Origin of the sequence: Sporosarcina oncorhynchi (assembly GCF_033304615.1) — a bacterium.
Lineage (GTDB): Bacteria > Bacillota > Bacilli > Bacillales_A > Planococcaceae > Sporosarcina > Sporosarcina oncorhynchi.
In genome coordinates, this window is record NZ_CP129118.1 from 2,841,783 (window position 1) to 2,862,703 (window position 20,921).

At 39.4% G+C, this 20,921-nt stretch carries 15 protein-coding genes; 5 read left to right on the forward strand and 10 right to left on the reverse strand.

The window, feature by feature from the left end; translation table 11 throughout:
- Positions 1–39: 39 nt before the first annotated feature.
- The 6 genes from QWT69_RS13910 to QWT69_RS13935 form a co-directional block, all read right to left on the reverse strand.
- On the reverse strand, positions 40–1,455 hold the full coding sequence (locus QWT69_RS13910; protein WP_317966591.1) for a vWA domain-containing protein: 1,416 nt from the start codon (positions 1,453–1,455) through the stop codon (positions 40–42).
- Positions 1,456–1,924: 469 nt separating this feature from the next.
- Positions 1,925–3,439 (reverse strand): hypothetical protein, encoded by a 1,515-nt coding sequence (locus QWT69_RS13915; protein ID WP_317966592.1) that lies wholly within the window; start codon positions 3,437–3,439, stop codon positions 1,925–1,927.
- Between the two features lie 532 nt (positions 3,440–3,971).
- Positions 3,972–4,877 carry a nuclease-related domain-containing protein gene (locus QWT69_RS13920; RefSeq protein ID WP_317966593.1) on the reverse strand — a complete coding sequence of 302 codons (906 nt, stop codon included), beginning with the start codon at positions 4,875–4,877 and terminating at the stop codon, positions 3,972–3,974.
- A gap of 338 nt (positions 4,878–5,215) precedes the next feature.
- A complete protein-coding gene (locus tag QWT69_RS13925) occupies positions 5,216–6,508 on the reverse strand; it encodes an S-layer homology domain-containing protein (protein ID WP_317966595.1) in 1,293 nt (430 codons plus the stop codon).
- 158 nt (positions 6,509–6,666) lie between these two features.
- Positions 6,667–7,428 carry an HNH endonuclease gene (locus QWT69_RS13930; RefSeq protein ID WP_317966597.1) on the reverse strand — a complete coding sequence of 254 codons (762 nt, stop codon included), beginning with the start codon at positions 7,426–7,428 and terminating at the stop codon, positions 6,667–6,669.
- Between the two features lie 161 nt (positions 7,429–7,589).
- Complete coding sequence (locus QWT69_RS13935) at positions 7,590–8,426, reverse strand: hypothetical protein (protein ID WP_317966599.1); 837 nt, start codon at positions 8,424–8,426, stop codon at positions 7,590–7,592.
- A gap of 800 nt (positions 8,427–9,226) precedes the next feature.
- Here QWT69_RS13935 and QWT69_RS13940 point away from each other — a divergent pair.
- Genes QWT69_RS13940 through QWT69_RS13950 form a run of 3 tightly spaced genes read left to right on the forward strand, consistent with a single transcriptional unit; the run spans position 9,227 to position 12,732 of the window.
- Positions 9,227–11,125: a hypothetical protein gene (locus tag QWT69_RS13940; RefSeq protein ID WP_317966601.1), complete on the forward strand. Its 1,899-nt coding sequence runs from the start codon at positions 9,227–9,229 to the stop codon at positions 11,123–11,125.
- A gap of 1 nt (position 11,126) precedes the next feature.
- Positions 11,127–11,981, forward strand: coding sequence for a hypothetical protein (locus QWT69_RS13945; RefSeq protein WP_317966603.1), 855 nt, complete (start codon positions 11,127–11,129; stop codon positions 11,979–11,981).
- Positions 11,971–12,732 (forward strand): hypothetical protein, encoded by a 762-nt coding sequence (locus QWT69_RS13950; protein ID WP_317966605.1) that lies wholly within the window; start codon positions 11,971–11,973, stop codon positions 12,730–12,732. The genes QWT69_RS13945 and QWT69_RS13950 overlap by 11 nt, the downstream gene beginning before the upstream one ends.
- A gap of 77 nt (positions 12,733–12,809) precedes the next feature.
- Here the strand turns inward: QWT69_RS13950 and QWT69_RS13955 are convergent, their stop codons facing one another.
- On the reverse strand, positions 12,810–14,555 hold the full coding sequence (locus QWT69_RS13955; RefSeq protein WP_317966607.1) for a DUF262 domain-containing protein: 1,746 nt from the start codon (positions 14,553–14,555) through the stop codon (positions 12,810–12,812).
- Positions 14,556–14,774: 219 nt separating this feature from the next.
- On the opposite strand from QWT69_RS13955, the gene QWT69_RS13960 reads away from it, so the two are divergent.
- Positions 14,775–15,101 (forward strand): pyrophosphohydrolase domain-containing protein, encoded by a 327-nt coding sequence (locus tag QWT69_RS13960; RefSeq protein ID WP_317966609.1) that lies wholly within the window; start codon positions 14,775–14,777, stop codon positions 15,099–15,101.
- The gene (locus tag QWT69_RS13965; RefSeq protein ID WP_317966611.1) at positions 15,094–17,529 is read left to right on the forward strand and encodes a DEAD/DEAH box helicase family protein; all 2,436 of its coding nucleotides are present in this window, start codon (positions 15,094–15,096) and stop codon (positions 17,527–17,529) included. Before QWT69_RS13960 ends, QWT69_RS13965 begins: the two co-directional genes overlap by 8 nt.
- Here QWT69_RS13965 and QWT69_RS13970 read toward each other — a convergent pair.
- The 3 genes from QWT69_RS13970 to QWT69_RS13980 all read right to left on the reverse strand — a co-directional run bounded on the left by QWT69_RS13970 (position 17,514) and on the right by QWT69_RS13980 (position 20,899).
- Positions 17,514–17,840: a GIY-YIG nuclease family protein gene (locus QWT69_RS13970; RefSeq protein WP_317966613.1), complete on the reverse strand. Its 327-nt coding sequence runs from the start codon at positions 17,838–17,840 to the stop codon at positions 17,514–17,516. The two genes, QWT69_RS13965 and QWT69_RS13970, sit on opposite strands and share 16 nt — an antisense overlap.
- 39 nt (positions 17,841–17,879) lie before the next feature.
- Positions 17,880–19,808, reverse strand: a complete 1,929-nt coding sequence (locus QWT69_RS13975; protein WP_317966615.1) for a DNA/RNA helicase domain-containing protein — start codon at positions 19,806–19,808, stop codon at positions 17,880–17,882.
- A gap of 854 nt (positions 19,809–20,662) precedes the next feature.
- Complete coding sequence (locus tag QWT69_RS13980) at positions 20,663–20,899, reverse strand: hypothetical protein (protein WP_317966617.1); 237 nt, start codon at positions 20,897–20,899, stop codon at positions 20,663–20,665.
- Positions 20,900–20,921 lie beyond the last annotated feature (22 nt).

Sequence of the window (20,921 nt, forward strand, 5' to 3'; positions counted from 1 at the left end):
GTAGTTATTAGATACCGCCATTTACTTATGTTACCTACTCTATTCATCCTTCTCCAATTCTGCAGACCACTTTTCTTTCCACGCTTCCACCTTCGCGTCGATCTCATCCTTCGCCTGCCTTGCTTCTTCACTCTTCTGCTCTATTATTTTACTGAAATGTTCTGATCTCATCTCGCCCATTTCCTTTGCGATCTCTATTACCTCGTTCGCTTTTTCGTCGTCAATGAACTTCTTTTTCTTCAATTCAGCGACTGCATTTGTGATTCGCACTGTCTCTCTGTCAGATAGATTTGTAAGTGGATCATGGATTGCAATGAGCGCTTCCTTTTGATGTACTAACTCATGGAGCTTGACGCCTTGTTGGTTCATCACTTGCATCATGCTCGGCTTCCATTTCTTAATGAGAACCCCTTCAAATTCAGACGGATTGCGCACTGTCGCATATTCACCGCCACCTGCCTCCGCCACTGTTTTCAACTGGCTTTGCCCTTCATCATCGACGTCGAAGCCGATAATATTAACCTTCGCCTCGATTTCACTGTCATGCAGTTGTTTCGCAGCGGCAACAGGATTTCCGTCACACGTCTCAACGCCATCAGTTACGATATAGACGATATTCCTGTACCCATCTTTGTCATAAGAGGCAAGGTAGTTATGCGCCTTTTCCATCGCACCTGCTAATGGCGTCCAGCCGCTCGCCTGGAAGGAATCCATCGCTTTTGCGAATGAATCTGCGTTGTACGCTCCAAGTGGATACAGTTCGTCGATGGAACCGCACGAAAGCTGTTTATCCGCTGCCGTCCCAGCCCCTTTATGACCATACGCAAATAGAGAGACATTGACATCATCGGACAGCTGGCTAGTAAAATCCTCGATCGCCTGCTTCGCAAGAGACATACGCGACTCGCCGCCAATTTCCGCCTTCATACTTCCGCTCGCATCCATCAAGATGACGACATTCGTCTGTTGCCTCTTCGCAATTTCAATTTCATCCTCGCCTTCCGGCAATTCCGGCATGACATATCCATGCGCATAGGCCGTTAACGGGTCATAGAATATCGAATATTGCCCCGAACCTAATTGATACACAAGATAATCATATATCTCGTCCGCGCTCAAATCCGGATGCTCCTCGACATATGTAGGCAACTCTTTCTCCATGATTCCTTTGAACGTATCTTCATAAAACCGATGATAATAAACCCAATTGACAGTCCTTGCCGCTTCGATTTCGGGGTCCATATGCGCTTCCACCAACTTGCCGGCAGACTGGATAATCATATCCTCAACTGTGCGTGCCGCTTTTGGAATTTGCTCATCGGCGACAGATGTTGTTTCTTCTTCTGTAACTGTGGCATCCGCCTTCACGTCTGACTCCGGTTTATCCTTACATGCCGCAAGCATAAGGAAACAGGCAATCAACGCCAATGTGAATTTACTTTTGTTGAGCTTCATATCACACACCCCTTTGATTGATGTTCAACCTTCTATACGAATTTCAACCAAAACCGTTCCTATGTGTAAGCGCCTAATTACTAGAATAGGTGATAAGTCTGATAGGTATTGCGTAATTGCAATCGGCCTGATAAACGCAAGGCGGGTCTTTCATTTCAGAGAAGCAGTATGAAGAACTGGAAAACAGCTTGAAGCCGTGAATTGAAGTTGATGCAATGCATTGTAATTGGATTAAGAGGGGAATAGTTCTTAAAGAAAGTTGAATTAGTAAATATAATCAGGTTTACTTTCCACGGAAATACGAAAAGAATAGGAGGGGTCAGACACTATCATAAGTGACTGACCTCTCCTATTCTGTTATTAGATTTAGTAAGTTCATTCTTTTTCGTTAGTATTAAATGGAGCAAATGAAATCTAGCATATTAATTAGCAAATTAAAAGAGGACCAGACGCATCCAGTCCCCTTTCACTACACGACATAGACCTTAAACAACTCATGATTATTCGCGATATTTTTGCATAAAAGATTGATTGATATTTCCTCTGCTTTTATCGACAAGAGGCCTAGGAATGTATTAGTCAAGTGCTGATCATCAATATGCGCAATAATCTCAAACCATACATCTTCATGTATATAGAAGAATTGATTCGAGTGGATTAATTGCTTGATCATGTTCCTCTTTGTCATGCATTGAAATTCCTCAAAAAACTCTTTATTTCTCTCTTGAGTACTTTCAATGAACTCTTTCACCATGACAATTCCCTTCAAGACATTCGGATGAATCGTGTCACCAGGCTTCCACAGTATTAAATCTGCCGTATCCATAATCGTATAATGGTCTCTTTTCACTTCCACTGTCTGTTCATAATCCATCTTTAGGTCTGCGTAAAATCTGGCTAACGACTTATTTGTCGCTTGCTTTTCTTTATATATTTCAGATGCCATTGTCTCTATGTCTACAAGCGTACCTAATTTACGTTGTAAGACTGCAACAACTTCCTGGAACGTCATTCCGTATTTCTTCCGTTCATAGATTTTAATCGAAATTAAATGCTCATGATCGTTTTCTTCCATGAGCCAATCCATCGACAATATGGATTTTACAAACTTCACTGCGTCATAATTGCAACCGTTCGGGTCAATCACACATATGTCACAAGCGTCTTCAAGTAGAAAACCTTGATTGAAGTAGTCGAAAAGAGCACTAGAAAACCCAACTGTTCCCACCTCCAACTGCCTGAAGGCACGAACATTATATGCAGCAATTGTTTCAGGTTTGAAATGAGCACGAACCAACTCACCCAATTCCATATTCCTGTCAGACAATGTCAAATACATCAACGCATCTAATACTGCTTCCTCATCGTGAACCTTGCGCTGAATCCTATTTAAAAGCTTTTCATTACTCGTCCGTTCAGTAAGCGATATCGGATTGTTTAAGATTTTGTTTATCCACTCTACGGCTTTTTCCATCTGCTCAATCGTTATATTCCCTCTGACAATTGCATATTGAGGGAACCGGCTTTCAATTAGACAGGCAATTCCAAGAAGCGGTATGTGAATAGGTCCCCCTTGCGTCTTACCATCGAACACGTTCTTCGACCTCACTCGCATCTGTTTGAGCACATCATTTACGTCTGCGTACTCATGAAATAGGGAAAATAATATATCGTCATCACTGTCAACTTTTTGTGAATTCCGTCTGTAATAATTAAGATTCTTGATGAATACAAATGACTCAACCAACTGTAAAGTGCGTTCATCACCGATCGTATGCCAGCCTGTTTCGTCGTTTGCCATTGGAATCTCTCTTTCCTTTGTACGCGTCAGATAAGCCCAATTACAATCAAACGCCTCTTTATCAAAAACATTATCCACAAATCGATAGTGATTAATAACTTCCATCGTTTCATCGTACACTTTCGCCCATTCGACCTCGTCAATATGATGTGGCATAATATCAAGATAAATCATTATACCCATGCTTCATCCCTCTGCTTTCACAGTTTACCTATTATTGTATATGAATGGAATGGATAATGCGACAAGTTGTAGTGCTATTCTGTCTACTTTCCTTGTAAAGGTATGCTGTGCGAGCAACATTCACGTTAGTTAATACAACTCGAAAAAATGTATGAGTAACTGGCACCCGAACACTCAGTTTATACAACTCTTCTATGCTGCGACTTGATGATGAATATCCGCCGCCGTAATCAGTCTTACGAAAACAATATTCTTCATTAATTGATGTAGCGGGGGGGATTTGAATGATAATATGAAGGAATACAGAAGCCTCCCATAACTTGAATTTCATAACTACTTTGTTTGTCAATTTCATCAAAACAAATGATTACTTTTGTAGTGTTAAAATGTTCATTAGAAACCTTCTTTCCTTGACAACATGTAGAGGCTTTCGCAATAATGAATAATATAGACACGTATAACTCATGTCACTCGTACATGCGTTCCTTTTATTTTGCTGTAGCAATCAAGCGTCTTTAAAACTCTTCAATCCTTAACTACTTTTACTTTCCACATTCATATTCTTCGTATACCGGCAGCTAGGATAATTTACACAGCCATAAAATTTCCCATACCTACCTTTCTTTATAACCAATTCTCCATTACACGTTGGACAAACACCAGTCACTGAAGGGGCTACTTCCTTTGCTATCTCTATCATAGGCCTGGTCTGTTTACCAGCTGATTGTTTGGCGATTTTCGCCCTCCGCACAGATTGAATATGCTCGTTCTTCAGCTGCTTCTTTTCACTTCTATCCATAGCCAATAGCCTTGTCAGCTTTTCATTGACATTCTTCACTGCTGCTTCACTTAGCCTTAGCTCTTTATACTGTCTAATCGTCTTCACCAAGTCAGTAAACTGAATAACATGTGCAGATGTAAATTCCTTCTTGAATTTAAACGTTGAGTTTGGTGAAAATGCAATGATTGAATGGACATCTACTTCCTGCATTTGAACTTGTCCTATGTAGGTAATTAAAGCTTGCACATGTCCGTAATTCTGTCGGATCGGATTGTGCATTTTCGTTTTCTTCTTATAGATAACTTGCGTCCAGTGCGATTTATATTCATCACCAAAAATCCAACCGGCGTAATGCTTCGTCTCAATGACAAAGATGCCATATGCAGACGTGACAATATGATCGACCTGCGTAAGTCCTCGATCACCATTCGGAATATACACATCGTGGAAAACCGTATAGGATTCCCCTAATCTCTTGAGCTTGGACTTTACAACCCATTCTCCATACATCCCTTTGATTACCGGCATCTTCCAGCGCACGACTACTGATACGATCATAAAAATAACGACAAACGGGAATGCACTAGAAGCAATGAACATCTTTAAAAATAGTAAAATGCCTTCATAGAAACCGGAAATCATATTATTATCTAGCATGTAATCCCCCTATTTTTCTCACAATCTGTATGGTGAGAGTTTATATCACCATTCTCTCCTATTTACATTCATACATAGTTCATTCAGAACTAGGGTACGATTAATAAGGATTGTATCTACTCATGACGCTTATTTCACGCGTAATACACTCCGAATACGGTGCCTAGCAATCAAACATTCACGTTAGCCGGAGCAAACATAAATGTTTGAACTTTCATGATTGAATGAGTGACTGGGATCATAATTTCCCGCCCTCTAATAATGGGTACCAGGTTCTAAAATAATCCGAAATTCAATGAGAACCTGGTACAGAAATTAAGCTATATACTATTTAAGAGTTAAAAACCTAGACTCTGTAATACTCTATATAAATCATGAGGATGTATTCCGTCTGACACATAGGGATTTACAGTGACATAACCAATTACTTTTCCATTTACAACGATTTTCGGAGGTGTAGAAGAGTATTTGTTGAATGCGCTATTGGATGAGTACTCACTTCCATAGGTTCCGTAGTTATTCCAAATACTTGTTGAGGAATATTTACTTCCATAGCTACCATACTCATTAAAAACAGATTTATTCGCATATTTATTTGTCGATAAGACACCTAAGAACTTACCATCCTGTCCGTAAAGTTCTAATACTTCATTGAAGTTTGGTACTGGCGCTGGTACTGGTTTTGGCACTGGTACTGGTTTTGGTACCGGAATCGGTTTCGGTGTTGAATTGGGCTGTAGGTTAGGGTTTTGTATGGGTAATAAAATACCGCCTATCAATGGATTACTCGTATAATTGTCATTGAATATTTCTCCGTACCATAATTTATCCACAAGATTTCCATCTTTAAAAAGCCATCTACCAAAATAAGGATTACTATTGTTGTTATATATAGATACTTCAATTATTCTATCTACATCAGAAATGGGAAAAGCGAATAGATCTAATTTTGACCCTTTATATTCTCCTGATTTAATTAAGTAATTAATGGCTAGTTCACTATCCGTAGGTTTCGTGGGACTTACAGGTATTACTTTATTTTCCGCTTGAATTGCCCGATATAAAAATGCCGAAATATGAGCACGTGATAGACCTTCATTAGGTCTAAATGTGCCATCAGGATAACCAGAGGTAATTTTAGCCGCAGCTAGTTTTTTCACCGCTATATAAGGGGTAGAACCTTCAGATACATCTTTGAAATTTATATCTGCTTGTTCTTGCAATTTAAAGGCATTGGCGATAAATGCAGCCATGTGACCACGCGTAACTTGATGAGTAGGTTTAAATGTACCATCAGGGTAGCCGTTTAAAACGCCTGCTTGTACTGCACTATTTATATAACCTGATGAAAATCTGGTCTGTGGAACATCCTTGAATTTAGTTTTTGTTTTAGTTCCGTCTAAGCCAAGTACTTTAGCAATCATTACAGCTACTTCTTCACGAGTTACTTTTTCATTCACTCCAAATCTATCACTCGGTTCTATAACTCCTATTTCTAATAGATACATTATCTCAGCGTAATTATTATGACTCCTAGGCACGTCTTTAAAGCCAATAGAATTTGCATTTACTGAGATTGAAAATGATAATGCTAATAAGAATACAATGAAACACAAAAAACTCTTTTTCATAATGACCCTCCTATTATTTTAACTAAATCTCCCAAAAACTTTATGGATTTGAATTCAACGCTGTTTTACTAATTAAAGGGTACTAGGTTCTCAAATAATTCGAAAGTCCAGGAGAACCTGGTACTCGAAATTAATCTCTAAAAACTGTAACCTTTTAATTACATCTTATACACATGTGTTTGATGCCAATTCATATATTTCTTTCTTTTATTTGTGCACATAATTTTCATCGACTCTAATACATTCATAAATATCCGATCAGTGCTAGATAGATCTGTCGATATTATAATTTGTCCCACACCATCAAATGTAATCAAACCTTTATCAAATAAGCTGTCATGATTAGGGCAAAGTAGTAATCCATTATCTCTATCCAATCTTTCTTCAGAGTGGCAATCTTTCCAGGGTTTAATATGACTAGCTATGAGCAACAAAGGATTATTCACATTACATAACTCACACGAAGTATGTACAGCTAATAAATATTTTCTAAAAGCACCTTGTCCAATTCTGATTTTCACAAGTTCTTTTTTCTCAGTTGCAGAGAGATCGGCGCTTCCTAAAATTCTTTCGATATTTTGCGATTCATTTTTAAGCTCTTGTTCTAATTGTCGATCACGTAAATCTTCAACAGATCGTTGCTTCTTTCCAATAGGCAAACCAGTTTCTTTATCGACAACTGTAAATCCAAATTTCATCAATAACTCATTTGACTCTTTACCGCCACCAAACTTAACCGGCTCTTCGCCTGTCGCTTTAATTCCAGCATGCCTAATAATCATTTTAGGTGGATATGTTTTACCGTTATGCACTAAATCGAATTTGCTAGAGTTATTCTTTTTTCCCCATCTGTTCTTATCAAGTTGTTCAATCGCATAGATGATATGCTCTTCTCGTATTTGCTTTAAAATTTCATCCATTTGCTTTTTACAGCTCCTATCTTTAAAGGATACTTGTTAGTCTAAGCTACTAAACATTAATGGTTTCTTTAGCAATTTCTTGAAAAACGAGGAATCCGGACAAACACATAAGTTTTCTTCTTGAAAATTCTTATGCTAGAAACGCTTCATTATCAGGTATATTACACTGATTCCTCTTCTATGTTTATGAAAAATCTAACAAATTCACTCCCAAACTTAGACAGTTCCAAATTCTCCTTGGATTTTAATTTAGGCAACTTTAGCTTTGGAAGAGTACGCTTATACTTGGGGTCAGTTACTTTGTCTAAGTAGTCATATAACTCTTTGAACCTCTTTACTATCTCTTCAAGATCATCAGTTACATTTAGATCTGTCTTCGTCACGAGCAAGCCTATTCTTTTTAGATTTCCTCGTACTGATTGGTATTGTTCATAGCTTAGTCCATGCCTTTCCATTACATCCCGAAATGATTCAGTTGAGTGATTCCCTAAAACGTACCGGGAATTAAACATTAAACTAAGTACTGATATATCCACCATTCTCAACTCTTTAAGGACATCATAATATGTTAGAACAAAGTCATCTGATACTTGTTCATGATCTGTTAAGTTTAAAAATCCATTTACCATGTATTGAATCTTGTCCTCTTGTTGTTCATCAATTACATAATCCAATACAATATTAAATAGCTGATCAATTTGCTCTTTTTGCTCTCTTGTTTTGCTTTCTAAATTAACAAGAATGACATCAATATTAGAAAATACTTGTTCTGTAAATGCAGTAATGTTCCTTTCGAAGCGTACACGTTTATATCCATGGACTGCTCCTGCAACTCCAGGAATAAGTGAGCTGGTAGTATCAACGAGAATACCACTTATTAGACTAGTAAATGATTCTTTTGCAATCTCGGCCGCAGTCTCACTTCCTACGTTTAATATAGTATCAAGCACAAGTCCTTTACCTGCACCTTGTATATCTTCTTTTCTGTCTTTGCTCAAAATATTAACTCCTTTCAAAGAAGGAATAATGCCTGATCAATATTAACAAATAGCATGATGTATAATTATTAATCATATTGTCAGTCATAAATGTGTGGGTGACTGTAACTAGAATTTAATCCAGAGTATCTCGAATCTAAATCTAATGAAAAAATTTATACAGTGTCCTCTATCGAACGATCTTGTTATCACACAATTCTCGAATTAAACCTTCCTATAAGCCCGTCTCTCCGCATAAACACTACAATGCAAACAAACCCTACTCACCTTATTACCACTCCCCGGCAGCCTATACCGTCTATACTCAACCGCTTTCTTCTTACAAATCCCACACTTAGGTTTCAAGAAGCGCAACATTCCATTCTCCACCCTTATCTCTTATTATTCAAACTAATTAAATAGTACCACGAAAAATGAAGAATATCCCTATAAATTTAGCAATATTACTAACTATATTGTGAGAATAATACGAAGGTCTAAAACTATCAACATAAAGTGAGAATCTGGTACTCGACACTATTTCGCCTAACAACTTCATGTTAAATCCTGTAACTGGCCACTAATAAAGCTTTTACTGCCCGATAAAGTATCAATTAAATTAAATTCATTTGTTCCTTTCTAATTCCTATTTAGTCAAAACATATTCAACCCCATATTCTCCCCCTCTCCCAGAAATCTCTTTACCGAATAATTCCTTCAAATTACATTGATCCACCGCACCTTTTGCCCTATACTGTAATACAATGTCTTAGATCCAAGACATTCGTTACTAAAAAAGTAAATCTACGCGAGGTGCAGTTATGTCTTATTGGCAGTTCTCCCCGATTCCGAATATAGAGGAGTCCAATTTCAATAAAATTCTTGAACGTTTTTATAACTTAAAAGTAGCGGGACTTATCCGTGAAAATATCCAAAACTCACTAGATGGCAGATTGCTTGATAGCGAGGATCCTGTAAAGTTCTCCATAACAACAGGGACGATCCAAAAGAAAGACGTCCCAGGAATCAATGAAGTAATCAAACGCATTCATTCTTTGAAAGGTCGAAACAGTTATACAAAAGAAGCTATTGAACATATGGTGAAGACGTCTGAGGAGGAAGAGGTTCACTATATCTCTTTTGAAGATTCCAATACGCGAGGCTTAAGTGGCGCGAAAAACGGTCAAAGCAATTCTTCCAAAGACACATGGGCCATTTATGCATATAACAAAGGCGTTCATTCAGAAGAAGAGGATGCAGCCGTCGAAACTTCTCGCGGAGGATCTCACGGTGTCGGGAAAATTGCTTCCAACGCCGCTTCCGATTTGAATGTCATGTATTTCGCAAACTGCGATGCTAACGGTGATCAGCATTTAGGCGGGACTGTGCAACTCATTGAACATGAGTTTGAAGGGCAAAGTTATCGTTCGACAGGCTATTTCGCGGATATCGAACGACTCGGTCCGAATAAATCAAAATTCTATCCGTTTGAAAACACCTTCCACAAAGTGTTTGAGAAGAAAACGCGTGGCTTGAAAATCATTATCCCGTTCTTACGAAAAGAATATAGCGATGAAACGGACATCATCCGCAGTGTATGTGACAGCTTCTTCGTTTCCATCCTGCTGAATAAATTAGAAGTTGATGTCAATGGCAGAAAAATTGATGCAAACAATATCCAGGAGTATGTGAATGACCCAGAATACTACACCCAAAACATTGCGGACATGAAGCACGTATTTACCCCTCTCTATGTAAGCACGTACTTGGAGCAGCCGGCCCGTACACTTCACGTATCGGACGGTAAAGAGGAGTACGAATTCAACCTGTACTTCCGATACGATGAAGAAATTCCGAAAGGCCGTGTCGCTATCATCCGAACGATTGGCATGAAAATTGAGGATAAAAAAGTGAAGAACAAAGCAAATCAACCCTTCAATGCCGTACTAATCGGCGGAGCGAAAGAAGACGCCTATTTAAAGTCATTGGAAAATGAGTCGCACACTGAACTCACAGATGATCACATTAAAGATCCCGTGTTGCAGAAGCGGGCGAAGCGTTTTATTAACAATCTGTCGAGAGCGATGACGACCGTCATTGATGAAGCAATCAAAGACCATAACCCGACAGACGGCAAGATGGATACAAAAGACTTGCTGTACGTGTCTGAAGTTCAATTCAAGCAGGAACTATCTAAAGCGATGGGAGCTGTCGTCATCGATAAGAAGAAACCGGTCGTCAAAATGGATGATGACTTGCCACCTCGTAAAGGTAAAAAGAAACCTGGTGGGAGCAGCAAACCGACCAACCCACCGCTCATCAAACCGGTGAAGAGGACGACATCTGCGGATGATACCGATACAAATGATGACAAGCCGCTCAGTATTTTCAACATCCATCCGAATACCGTCGAGCGCTTGCTTATGGGGAATAAAGAAATCGTTCGCTTCAACCTTTCAAGCAACGAGGAAGTAAAGAAGGCTTCAACATGCAACGTCAGCATTTCCATTATTGACGGCATGGGCCAAGAATATAGAAGCGCATTCAAACTGAAGGATAACTTCAGTCAAGTCATCGATAAATCGACCGGTTCCACATGCTCACTGAACAACAATAAAATAAATCACGTGACGATCAATGAAGGTGTAGCTGAACTGACATTTGACCTGAAAAACAACTATAACCGTGCATTAAAATTCGTCTATTATGTAGAGGTGTAAAATGATTTACAAAAAGGATGCCAACTTCCCTTACCCGGTGTTAACGAATACGTCGAACAGCTATGAGAGTGGCGGATTTATGTTGAACGTTAATCTAAAGGAAAATACAGATACGTATCGATTCGATATCGAATACGAAGTAGAATCAGATTTTCTTAAACAGCTAATCGCTCGAAAGCAAGCACAGCTTTTCTTAATTATCCAGTCGAAGGATAATAAGTTTTTCAAACTGCAACCGGATGAGCGTGCAATCGAAATTGCGAAATCTCGTTTGTCAATCAACACAAGAACATCTATTCAAATGAGCATTCAAGCAACAACAAACATTTCATTCCGTGACAATGAAGATATAAACGACTTCTATCAAGAATTCAAAAATGACATCGTCGTTCCGAAACATGCCCTGCTCGGCTTTTCGAATACCGTCATCTTTGAAGGCAGCTCGACAAAACCGTTCGACTTATTTGAACGGAAGATTGACGCTACATTGAAGTCTGATATTAAAGTAGAACTCGGCAGTGAAATGATTGTCATTCATTACAAAAATGAAGATCTGCAATTCACAGGTATGCCGATGAGCGGAACGTTAAATAACCCGTACATTTATATGGGGCTTCAGAAAGCATTGCACCGTTTCGCGACCAATCCCGAGTATGGTGAAGACGGCCATGTCTATTTAGACGACGTTGAATTGCCGACGGACCAGCTAGATGCCAAGCTATATCGACTGATGAAAGCAAAGATGGTGTACGAACTAGATGTCGATTCGCTCGACGAAGTAATCTACAAAATTTCCGACCGTGTCATTGAAAAATACGCGACAGCTGTGAAAGGATTGGAAGCAAGTGGAGATTAAACTGCTAAACAAAAGCTACAAGAAAAACGAACAGTTTTACAACGACTTCTTGAACGACACGATCGAAAACAACGATGATTACTTCACCGACGAAATCGTCTATATAAAAGAAGCACCTGACTTCCCGATCTATATGGCGAAAAGAAGTGAAGAAGTCAGGAAGCAATTATTTCTAGAAGCATTCGAAACAGTCGGCAATCACTATTTAGATAGTAACCGAGAATTACACTTTGACGAGCAGTTTTGGCACTCGTTGCTCGTCTTAAAGAAACGTGATTTCCTTCTACGAGAATACCCGGAGATTACAGAAAGCATCACGAACTTCAACAACATCGTGCTGAAAAACTTCGACTGGGAAAACTACATTTACAAGACCGTCATCGGAGCTGAATATATAACCGACCTAGTTGAAGACGAAGCGAAACGCAAATACTACAACGAGGTCATCGTCGACAACTTGGACCTCTATAACTATATGATTAAATACGAAGTGTTCCGTAACAAACAATTCGTATTTAATATTTTGTCGATTGTTGATGAGCTAGAGCTATCCAGTGTATTAAAGAAAAAAATCACATGGCGTGATGACTTAGGCGATGATCCACGGGTTGGACGGCAAGTACTGCTGGAGTTTAATAAAGCTTATCCTGTCGTGATGTCTCCGATGTTGGAGAAGGAGGAGCTTAAGGAGATTTTTATGGAGTATCTTGGGTATTATGTGGAGGATGCAGATCTCAAGGTGTTGGTTTAAAGAAATAATGTCGGAAATGAAATAATCCATCCGTTGAGTGCAATCTCAACGGATGGATTATTTTTATGGTTAGTCTATTAGAACTTAAACCAAATATGCTCTGCCAAATCTCTTAATGCCTTGGCCCTTCTTTCAATCTCCCGTTTATTCCATGCTCCGCTAACGCGATCATAATTAAACGCTTTGATTGCCTTGTCGTGCTTAGTATTTTTTGTTCCTGTATAAACACTTTCGACGATGGTTTTGGTAAGCATAGTTTGATTACTATAAACCTGTCTCTTACTATCGAAGTCTTTGTTCTTTAAGGAACTGTTACCAGATGGATTTATAAGCGTAAGATTTCCGATACTTGATACTAAGGCTTCGTAATCCTCTGCACTCTCTTTAACATGTTTCCAACCAGCAGACTTTTCTTCAGGCATGATGTGTTCAATTGTGAAACCGGAATGATCAATGTCGTCTAAAGACTCTCCTAGTTTAGAAAGTATATATTTAGCTTTTTTTCGATCAGACTTTTTCATTTTAAATTCTACTAAAGCTGTAAGTGCCTGCTCTTTTTTCTCCAAGATCAATGCTTCTATATCCTCGATTGCTTCGTCAAATAATGCGGGTTTTGCATCAGCACTTCGAATCTTCCCTGCAATTTTAAACAAGCTTTTTTCCACAACATTAAACCTTGATGCTGTAATAACGTAAGAGAAAATTAACGACTCCATTAAAGTAAATACTTTTTTTCGCTTTGTCTCGTCTAGCTTCTTTGAAGCCAAGACCATAATTAATACTTGCTTAACTCCCAATGCGATACAGTTATCAATGGATTCTTCGAAGTTTCCGGAAAGTGCCTTTGCATATATTTTGGCTTCTTCCTCCAATTCGCTTATGAACGCATTAATTCCTTCATTTGTATTCAACTCGTAACCGAGTAATTTAATTTGATTTTCTGCTGGTAATTGAGTTAAATCATCAAACCACTTGTATAATTTAGCCTTCTGTACCATGTCGCCTTTCGACATTACATAATGCTTTAAGAACGTCGATGTCGGAACTAGCAATTTTCCATTATCAGAAGTCAGTACATTGATAAAGTTATCCCAGCTTTTTGCAACCTGATCATAACTACCATCCGATAAATTTCGAAGTAGCATATTCTTCAAAAGGTCTTCCGGCTGAAGTTTCGCCCCTCTATCATTTAACGTTTCAAATATACGAAACGCCATATTAAGGTCACTAGTTACCATGGAGACAATATGGACACGTTTTGCCAAGTAATTCATGAACCGTTTAAGTTCATGGTCTTCCTTAAAAGAACTCAGTTCATCTTCAATAGTCTCTCTAGCAGTAACCATGTTTGTTTGGGATGTAGTGACCGAAGTCCCAATAGCATTATTACTAATTAGCTCTGTAAAAAAGTGATTATCTCTATCATGGTGTTTCAAGCGATTCATCGACTGAATAACTCCATCATCATCTGGAGTTTTTTTATAAAGATATGAGGAATAGAGACCTATATAATCCGTATCTTCATCTTCCTTAAATCGTGCTACCGCTACAGCGAAAATCAAAGAAAGGGTAGTAATCCTTTGTTGTCCATCTACTACGATTTTCCGGTCCTTCCCCTCTGAAAAAACCATGCTTCCGATAAAATAATCCTGTGTCAGATCCTCATCCATACTTTCCTTAATGTCAGTCATCAGATTTTTAATATTATCCTTAGACCATACGTAATTTCTTTGAAGCACAGGTATTTCATAATAATCTTGACCATTCAACAATCTTTCTATATTAACCAAACCATCTGAGTAAAATTGTTTTGAATTGCTCATTTCAATTAACCTCCTAATAACCAAGGGCTACCGCCCATGCGATACGACCTATTGTTATGGAGATCATATCATATAACATTAGTCGGGATCGATAGTTATTACGGATCTAATTCCTGATGTGTATCCCGAATCCGTCTACTTCGTTAAAGGTTTCTGAAATCTTTATGAATACCATGTTATTATATATGTAATCTTTTATTTTGATTGGAGATGACCATAATGCCAATATACAATAAACTTGTACGCGACCGCATCCCTGAGATTATAGCTAATACAGGAAAGCTATATACTAGTCGCATATTAGATGAATCTGAATATATCACTGAGGTTAATAAAAAAATGGGTGAGGAACTAACGGAGTACCTAGAAACAACAACAGCAGAAGATGCCATAGAGGAACTTGCGGATATATTGGAACTCATACATGCTGCTGCAGCCCACCACGGCTCAACATTCGAGGAACTTAATAAAGTGAGAGTGGAAAAAGCAAAAAAACGCGGAGGCTTTAATGAACGAATCTTCTTAGTGGAAGTAGAAGATGATTAAGCTCCGTTTAGTCACGAAGAATTTGCTGGATGACTTAAAAAGACTCACTGCAGAGGCAGATACAATCTACTGGATGACGGCATTCCTTATGAAATCAGGTGTGAGGGAAGTACTGCCATCCTTACGAGAAGCTGCGTTGCGCGGGGCTGATATTAAAATACTGACCGGTGATTATTTGTCCATCACCCAACCCGACGCGCTTCAATTACTGATTGAAGAAATCCCCTCCGCTGAAGTCCGCATGATGGAAAGTGGAGGCACTTCATTTCATCCGAAAGCGTATTTATTTCAATCTAAGACAAGTGCTACTGTCATCGTAGGCTCGTCCAACTTATCAAAGTCTGCGTTGACAAGCGGCATCGAATGGAATCTATATGCCCCCTCCACTGTTGATACGGATATCTTTGAAACGGCTGCCCATGAATTCATGAATCTCTTTCTGTCTCCAAACACTGTCCAGCTCAATAGCGGACAAATTACGCGATATCGGGCTCGCTATGATGAGACAAACCGAAAATTGCCGTTTAGCGCAGCACTCGACCCGAAGACAGAAGTTGAAATGACATTCGGAGCAACTACTCAAGAACAACATGTCGCAGATCCGACAGCTCCTTATGAAGTAACAAGCCTTGAACCGCGACCTGCACAGCAACTAGCATTGGACGCGTTGAATGAAACAGTGGAAGAAGGATACGAAAAAGCATTAGTTGTATTGGCTACAGGTCTTGGCAAAACATACTTGGCAGCTTTCTTTGCCCAAGACTACCCTCGGGTGCTTTTTATCGCTCATCGCGAAGAGCTGTTACTGCAGGCGCAACAATCGTTTGCACATGTATTTCCTGAAAGAACAAGCGGGATCTATGACGGACAGCAAAAAGAAAATGATGCAGATTTCATATTCGCTTCTATTCAAACACTAGCTATGCAACATCATTTGCATCGTTTTGAGCCAACTGCGTTCGACTTAATCGTCGTCGATGAATTTCATCATGCCGCTGCGCCTACGTATGAAAAGGTACTAAATCATTTCAAGCCTAAGTTCCTGCTTGGTTTAACTGCAACGCCGGACCGGTTGGACAATAAGGATGTTTATAGCTTATGTGACGGCAACGAAGCCATTTCCATCCACTTCTTGGACGCCATCCGGCAAAACTGGCTCTCCCCTTTTATCTATTACGGTGTATTAGATGAAACGGATTACAGTGCATTGAAGTGGCGAAACAATCGGTATGACGAGGAGGAACTACTCCGACTTCAAATGCGTGACAGTTACGCGGAGGCCGTTTTGGCAGCTTGGAAGAAGCATAAACAGAGCCGCACGATAGGATTCTGTTCGTCCGTCCGGCAAGCTGTTTTCCTAAGCGAGCATTTTGAGCAAGCAGGTTACTGCTCACTCGCCCTTCACGGAAATACAGACCGGGAAACACGAGCTGCCGCTAGGAGCATGCTGGAATCCGGTCAACTCGATATTATTTTCACAGTCGATCTATTTAATGAAGGTGTCGATATCCCTTCTGTTGATACGTTGCTGTTCGCTCGTCCAACGGAATCCCTAACTATCTTCACCCAGCAGATTGGACGCGGACTACGACTGGCGGCAGGTAAATCCCATTGCACCATCATCGACCTAATTGGAAACTACCGCAATGCACGCAAGAAATATCAAGTCTTCACAGACAACAATGAACTGCCTCCCAAAATCAGCAGCGACACATTCACGGAACCTACGTATTTCGATTTCCATTTTGAAACAGCTGTCATTGATTTATTAGAAGCAATGAAACAGAACGAACCGATTCAACAGCGATTGATCAATGCCTATTTTGATTTGAAGGAAGAGCTCGGTCACCGTCCAACATACTTAGAGTATCATTTAAAGGCGAATGAGGATTCAAGGGCAATTCAACAGAAATTCAAGACGTACCCTATCCTACTTGAGCACGCTGGAGAGTTGAACGAACTAGAAACAGAAGTACTGAAGCAGCATCGAGACTGGTTAATCGAAGTAAACCGAACTGGCATGAACAAAAGTTACAAGATGGTCGTGTTGAAATATATGCTATCAAGGGGGGCTGCCAATTGGTACAAGCCCGTATCAGCAAACGAAGTGACGCCTTTCTTTCACACCTACCTTATGGAGAAGCCTTATCGCAGAGATGCAGATATGGCTGACAAACAAGGGCTTGCATTACATGATTACAATGAAGACAAAGTTGCTAAGCTCATCGAAAAGATGCCCATGACTAAGTGGAGTGGTACTTCAAAGGGACTTATTCAATTTGAAACTGGGATGTTCACTCCGCAGTTAGATGTGGAGAAAGAACATGAGGAGATTTTGTTTAAGTGGATGAAGGAGATTTGTGAATATCGGTTGCATTGGTATTTTGAGAGGAAAGGCTTTAAAAGAGTCAGTCACGTATCCTCTTGACTGACTCTTGTTTTGTTTGTATATTTCGGCCACTGGTTATAACCAATTCCGGGATTATTTGATTGATAGTACCTAATGAATGCTACCTCTTTTATATTTATCTCCTTATCCGTTGCACTAACAGATTCCCAAATAATCTCTTTCCGAATTATAAAGTCACGGCGTTGCTCCCTTGTAAAATCTTTCTCAATAAGCTTGCTATTGGCACTCCCAAAGTAATTTGCACTGTCAGTTAAATCTTTACCAATGTATATCTTTCCATTGGGGTATGTTATTTTATAAATCACCTTCCATTGTGCTTCAATCTCCAAAGATATTCACCACTCTTTCATAAAAACAAAAACATGATTTCAATCATATTCTATTATTGAATCCACCAAATACAACATCTCTTCCCTCTCCCTACGATACATCGTTACCTTCTCCAACCTCTCCTCCAAATACACCTGCAATGCAGGATCCGTACAATAAACAAAACACCCTTTCTGCCCACGTGTCATCAAAGTTCTATACGTATTACGAATAATCGGGTCAGCCAAAGCATGAGCTTCTTTAGGATCTTTCTTGGCCATTCCTTTAATACCTCTTAGAGTTTTATCACCATTTGCCCGTTTAGTGAAATCCGTAATTACTTGTCCATTCTCATAACGCATATCATCTCCAATAATGACACCAACGTAGTCGAACTCCAATCCTTGTGCAGTGTGAATACAACCGGCTTCTCTAACTGAAGTATTCTCGATTGCCCATGTATTTTCGACATTCCAGCTAATACTGAAATTGTGCTCAGGAATTTTGATGTCATGGTGATTTACATCTTTGCGCTTCTTCGTTGGCCATTCCCAACAGTAACCCGCCATGACACGCGATTTATTGTTTCTCTTATTTAGCATTTCGATTTCAGCTAGCATTTCGTTTGGATCATCAAATAACCTTACATCATAATCCATGCCAAGATCATTTTTATTGGCTGTATCCCTAATTTGCAATACGTCATCCAGCCAAGCAATATACCCATCTGATCCGCCACAACGAAATTGGGATGTTAACTCACAGGAGATAACTTCAGCTTTATAGTCATTGGCATATTGCTTTATTAAATCAATGCTTCCAATATCTTTCAGTGTTACTTTTTGATTTTCGTCTATGAAAAAAATCGTGAATTTCGAGCCTTTGATTAATTCCTTAACTTGGTTCTCACCCATATTGCCGTAAAAACCTGACTTTTCATTTAACCGATGTGCTTCATCTACAATAAGGATATCAAATTCATTTTCTTCTACTCTTGTAAAACTACCTGATCCTTTAAATAGATTATCAATATGTGTTTGTATAAAATCACCTTTCAGTTTTGTGGAGTAAACGTCTCGAGGCGCTGAATTCTTTGATACGTACATCGCTACTAATCCTTGATCAATGAGTTTAACTAATAAGTTAATTGCCAGCACTGATTTGCCTGTTCCTGGCCCACCTTCTACAATCATCACTTTCTTTGTCTCCGTACTAATCGCTTCTACTGCAAGTTGGAAGGCTTCTTCATAAAATACTTTCTGTTCATCAATCATGATAAATTCCTCATTACCTTTCAGCATGCTGTTCAGTGCATCCTGCAATGACTTAGAAGGACGAATTCGACCATTTTCAATCTGATAAATCAGCTGGTTCTGATCCCCCAGCTTTATGTACTTCTTAATGAATGAACGGAGCTTCTCGATCTCCCCTTTTGCAAACACAGGCGCTCTTTCCAAATGATCTGCATAGTGAGGATCTGTCAGCGGATCATTTTCTGTTTTCCTGTAGTTATGTAAATATGCGCAAGGCTTCAACTGAATTTCCTGCTTCTGAACGTTTTCATTGAAGTCCTCAATTAGCGCAGCATACGACCATGCCTGATAGGAAGGATGGGTTGTCTCACGATTCCCTTTACCAAGATACGTCTTCACGATGGCATCACGCGTCTTAACCTTCTCCACGACTTCCCATTGTTTCAACTCCACAATGACAACGTGATCCTGATTGCCATCATTTCCGGCAATTAGAAAGTCTACCCGCTTGGATGTATTCGGGATATTGAATTCAATCGCGACAGAAGCATCAGCTGGAATGTCTTCATCCTGCATGACATTGGACATTTTCTGAAGCGAGTTTTCCCATGACCGAATTTCCGATTTTGATGTCCGACCGATTTTTTCCTGATAGGAATTGTACAACCTGTCAATCAGCAATTCATTGACAATATCGCCAACGAACTCTTTTTTTGTAGATTCATAGATGATCATGGACTCACCCTCTTTCTCGTTTCAAACTATATGTAAAAGTCGTAGTATATATGGTTCACTCTTTACTATTCATATTAATTCAATATTACCATAATGATTTATGTTTTACAGGAATTCTTTGTAAATAAATTCACTTAGGAAAATTCTAAAGAGCAAAAAGAATCCAGTCCTGACGTTGGACGGATCCTCATTTAATTCATTGCGACTGAAAGCATCTATTCAACCCCCTCACCGCCCCACCTCCCCCACATAACTCGGAAATTCCAACGCTTCCCGCCACATCATCCCGGACAGCGCCAATACCCACTTGCGAGTCTTCGGGGAAGCGGCTATGTATGTCGTGTATCGACAACTTATCATTTTCGTCTGAATAGGCTTCTAAGATGCGGATTACTTCTAGGAGGCGTTCTCTTGCTGTGATAGGTTTGGGAGGCAATGGTATCACCCTTTCGAATCGGATAGGTAGTTGTCGTCTTATAATCCAAAAAACAAAACCCTTCTCAAGCCACTACCTCGAAAAGGATTGAACATCAAACACATTATTTATAGTTGAGATTAAATCGGTTTCTGCCTTGGATGGCGGACTAAAAAGATTTCTATTGTTTCTTCCCCTAGACGATAAAAGACTTTATAGGGATCCGATTTCCCAAGAGCTATTAACACCATTCTCAGATCAACTCTCTCTTGTTGGAGATAAAACGGCCGCCCGGGAAGATAATGGGATCACTTTTATTCTTTAAAATATATTTGAATTGTGTCCTTTAGATAAGGTGCAATCTTAGGTAATTCAATCGATTCCCTCCAACGATCTAATTCCAACAAGGAATCGATGGCTGATGTCCTCCAAATAACATTCATGAATCAATTCCCAACATTTTATTGATTTCTTCTTCCGTAAGGATTGGATTCACCTCATCCAAAGCAGCCCTCAGGCGTTCTACTTCGTAAGGGTCCGTGACTACATAAGAGGAATAATAATTTACTTCTTCCACTTCCATCAATAAATATTTCTTCGCATCTACTTGAATATACGGATGACCGGATTGAATAGCCTTTTTCACTTCATTATCTTCAATCTTAATTGGTTCCACTATACTCACCCACTCCTCGCCT

Excerpts from the sequence above, each read along its gene's own strand:
- QWT69_RS13910 (WP_317966591.1), bottom strand. The coding sequence starts at position 1,455 with ATGAAGCTCAACAAAAGTAAATTCACATTGGCGTTGATTGCCTGTTTC.
- QWT69_RS13915 (WP_317966592.1), bottom strand. The coding sequence starts at position 3,439 with ATGGGTATAATGATTTATCTTGATATTATGCCACATCATATTGACGAG.
- QWT69_RS13920 (WP_317966593.1), bottom strand. The coding sequence starts at position 4,877 with ATGCTAGATAATAATATGATTTCCGGTTTCTATGAAGGCATTTTACTA.
- QWT69_RS13925 (WP_317966595.1), bottom strand. The coding sequence starts at position 6,508 with ATGAAAAAGAGTTTTTTGTGTTTCATTGTATTCTTATTAGCATTATCA.
- QWT69_RS13930 (WP_317966597.1), bottom strand. The coding sequence starts at position 7,428 with ATGGATGAAATTTTAAAGCAAATACGAGAAGAGCATATCATCTATGCG.
- QWT69_RS13940 (WP_317966601.1), top strand. The coding sequence starts at position 9,227 with ATGTCTTATTGGCAGTTCTCCCCGATTCCGAATATAGAGGAGTCCAAT.
- QWT69_RS13945 (WP_317966603.1), top strand. The coding sequence starts at position 11,127 with ATGATTTACAAAAAGGATGCCAACTTCCCTTACCCGGTGTTAACGAAT.
- QWT69_RS13955 (WP_317966607.1), bottom strand. The coding sequence starts at position 14,555 with ATGAGCAATTCAAAACAATTTTACTCAGATGGTTTGGTTAATATAGAA.
- QWT69_RS13960 (WP_317966609.1), top strand. The coding sequence starts at position 14,775 with ATGCCAATATACAATAAACTTGTACGCGACCGCATCCCTGAGATTATA.
- QWT69_RS13965 (WP_317966611.1), top strand. The coding sequence starts at position 15,094 with ATGATTAAGCTCCGTTTAGTCACGAAGAATTTGCTGGATGACTTAAAA.
- QWT69_RS13975 (WP_317966615.1), bottom strand. The coding sequence starts at position 19,808 with ATGATCATCTATGAATCTACAAAAAAAGAGTTCGTTGGCGATATTGTC.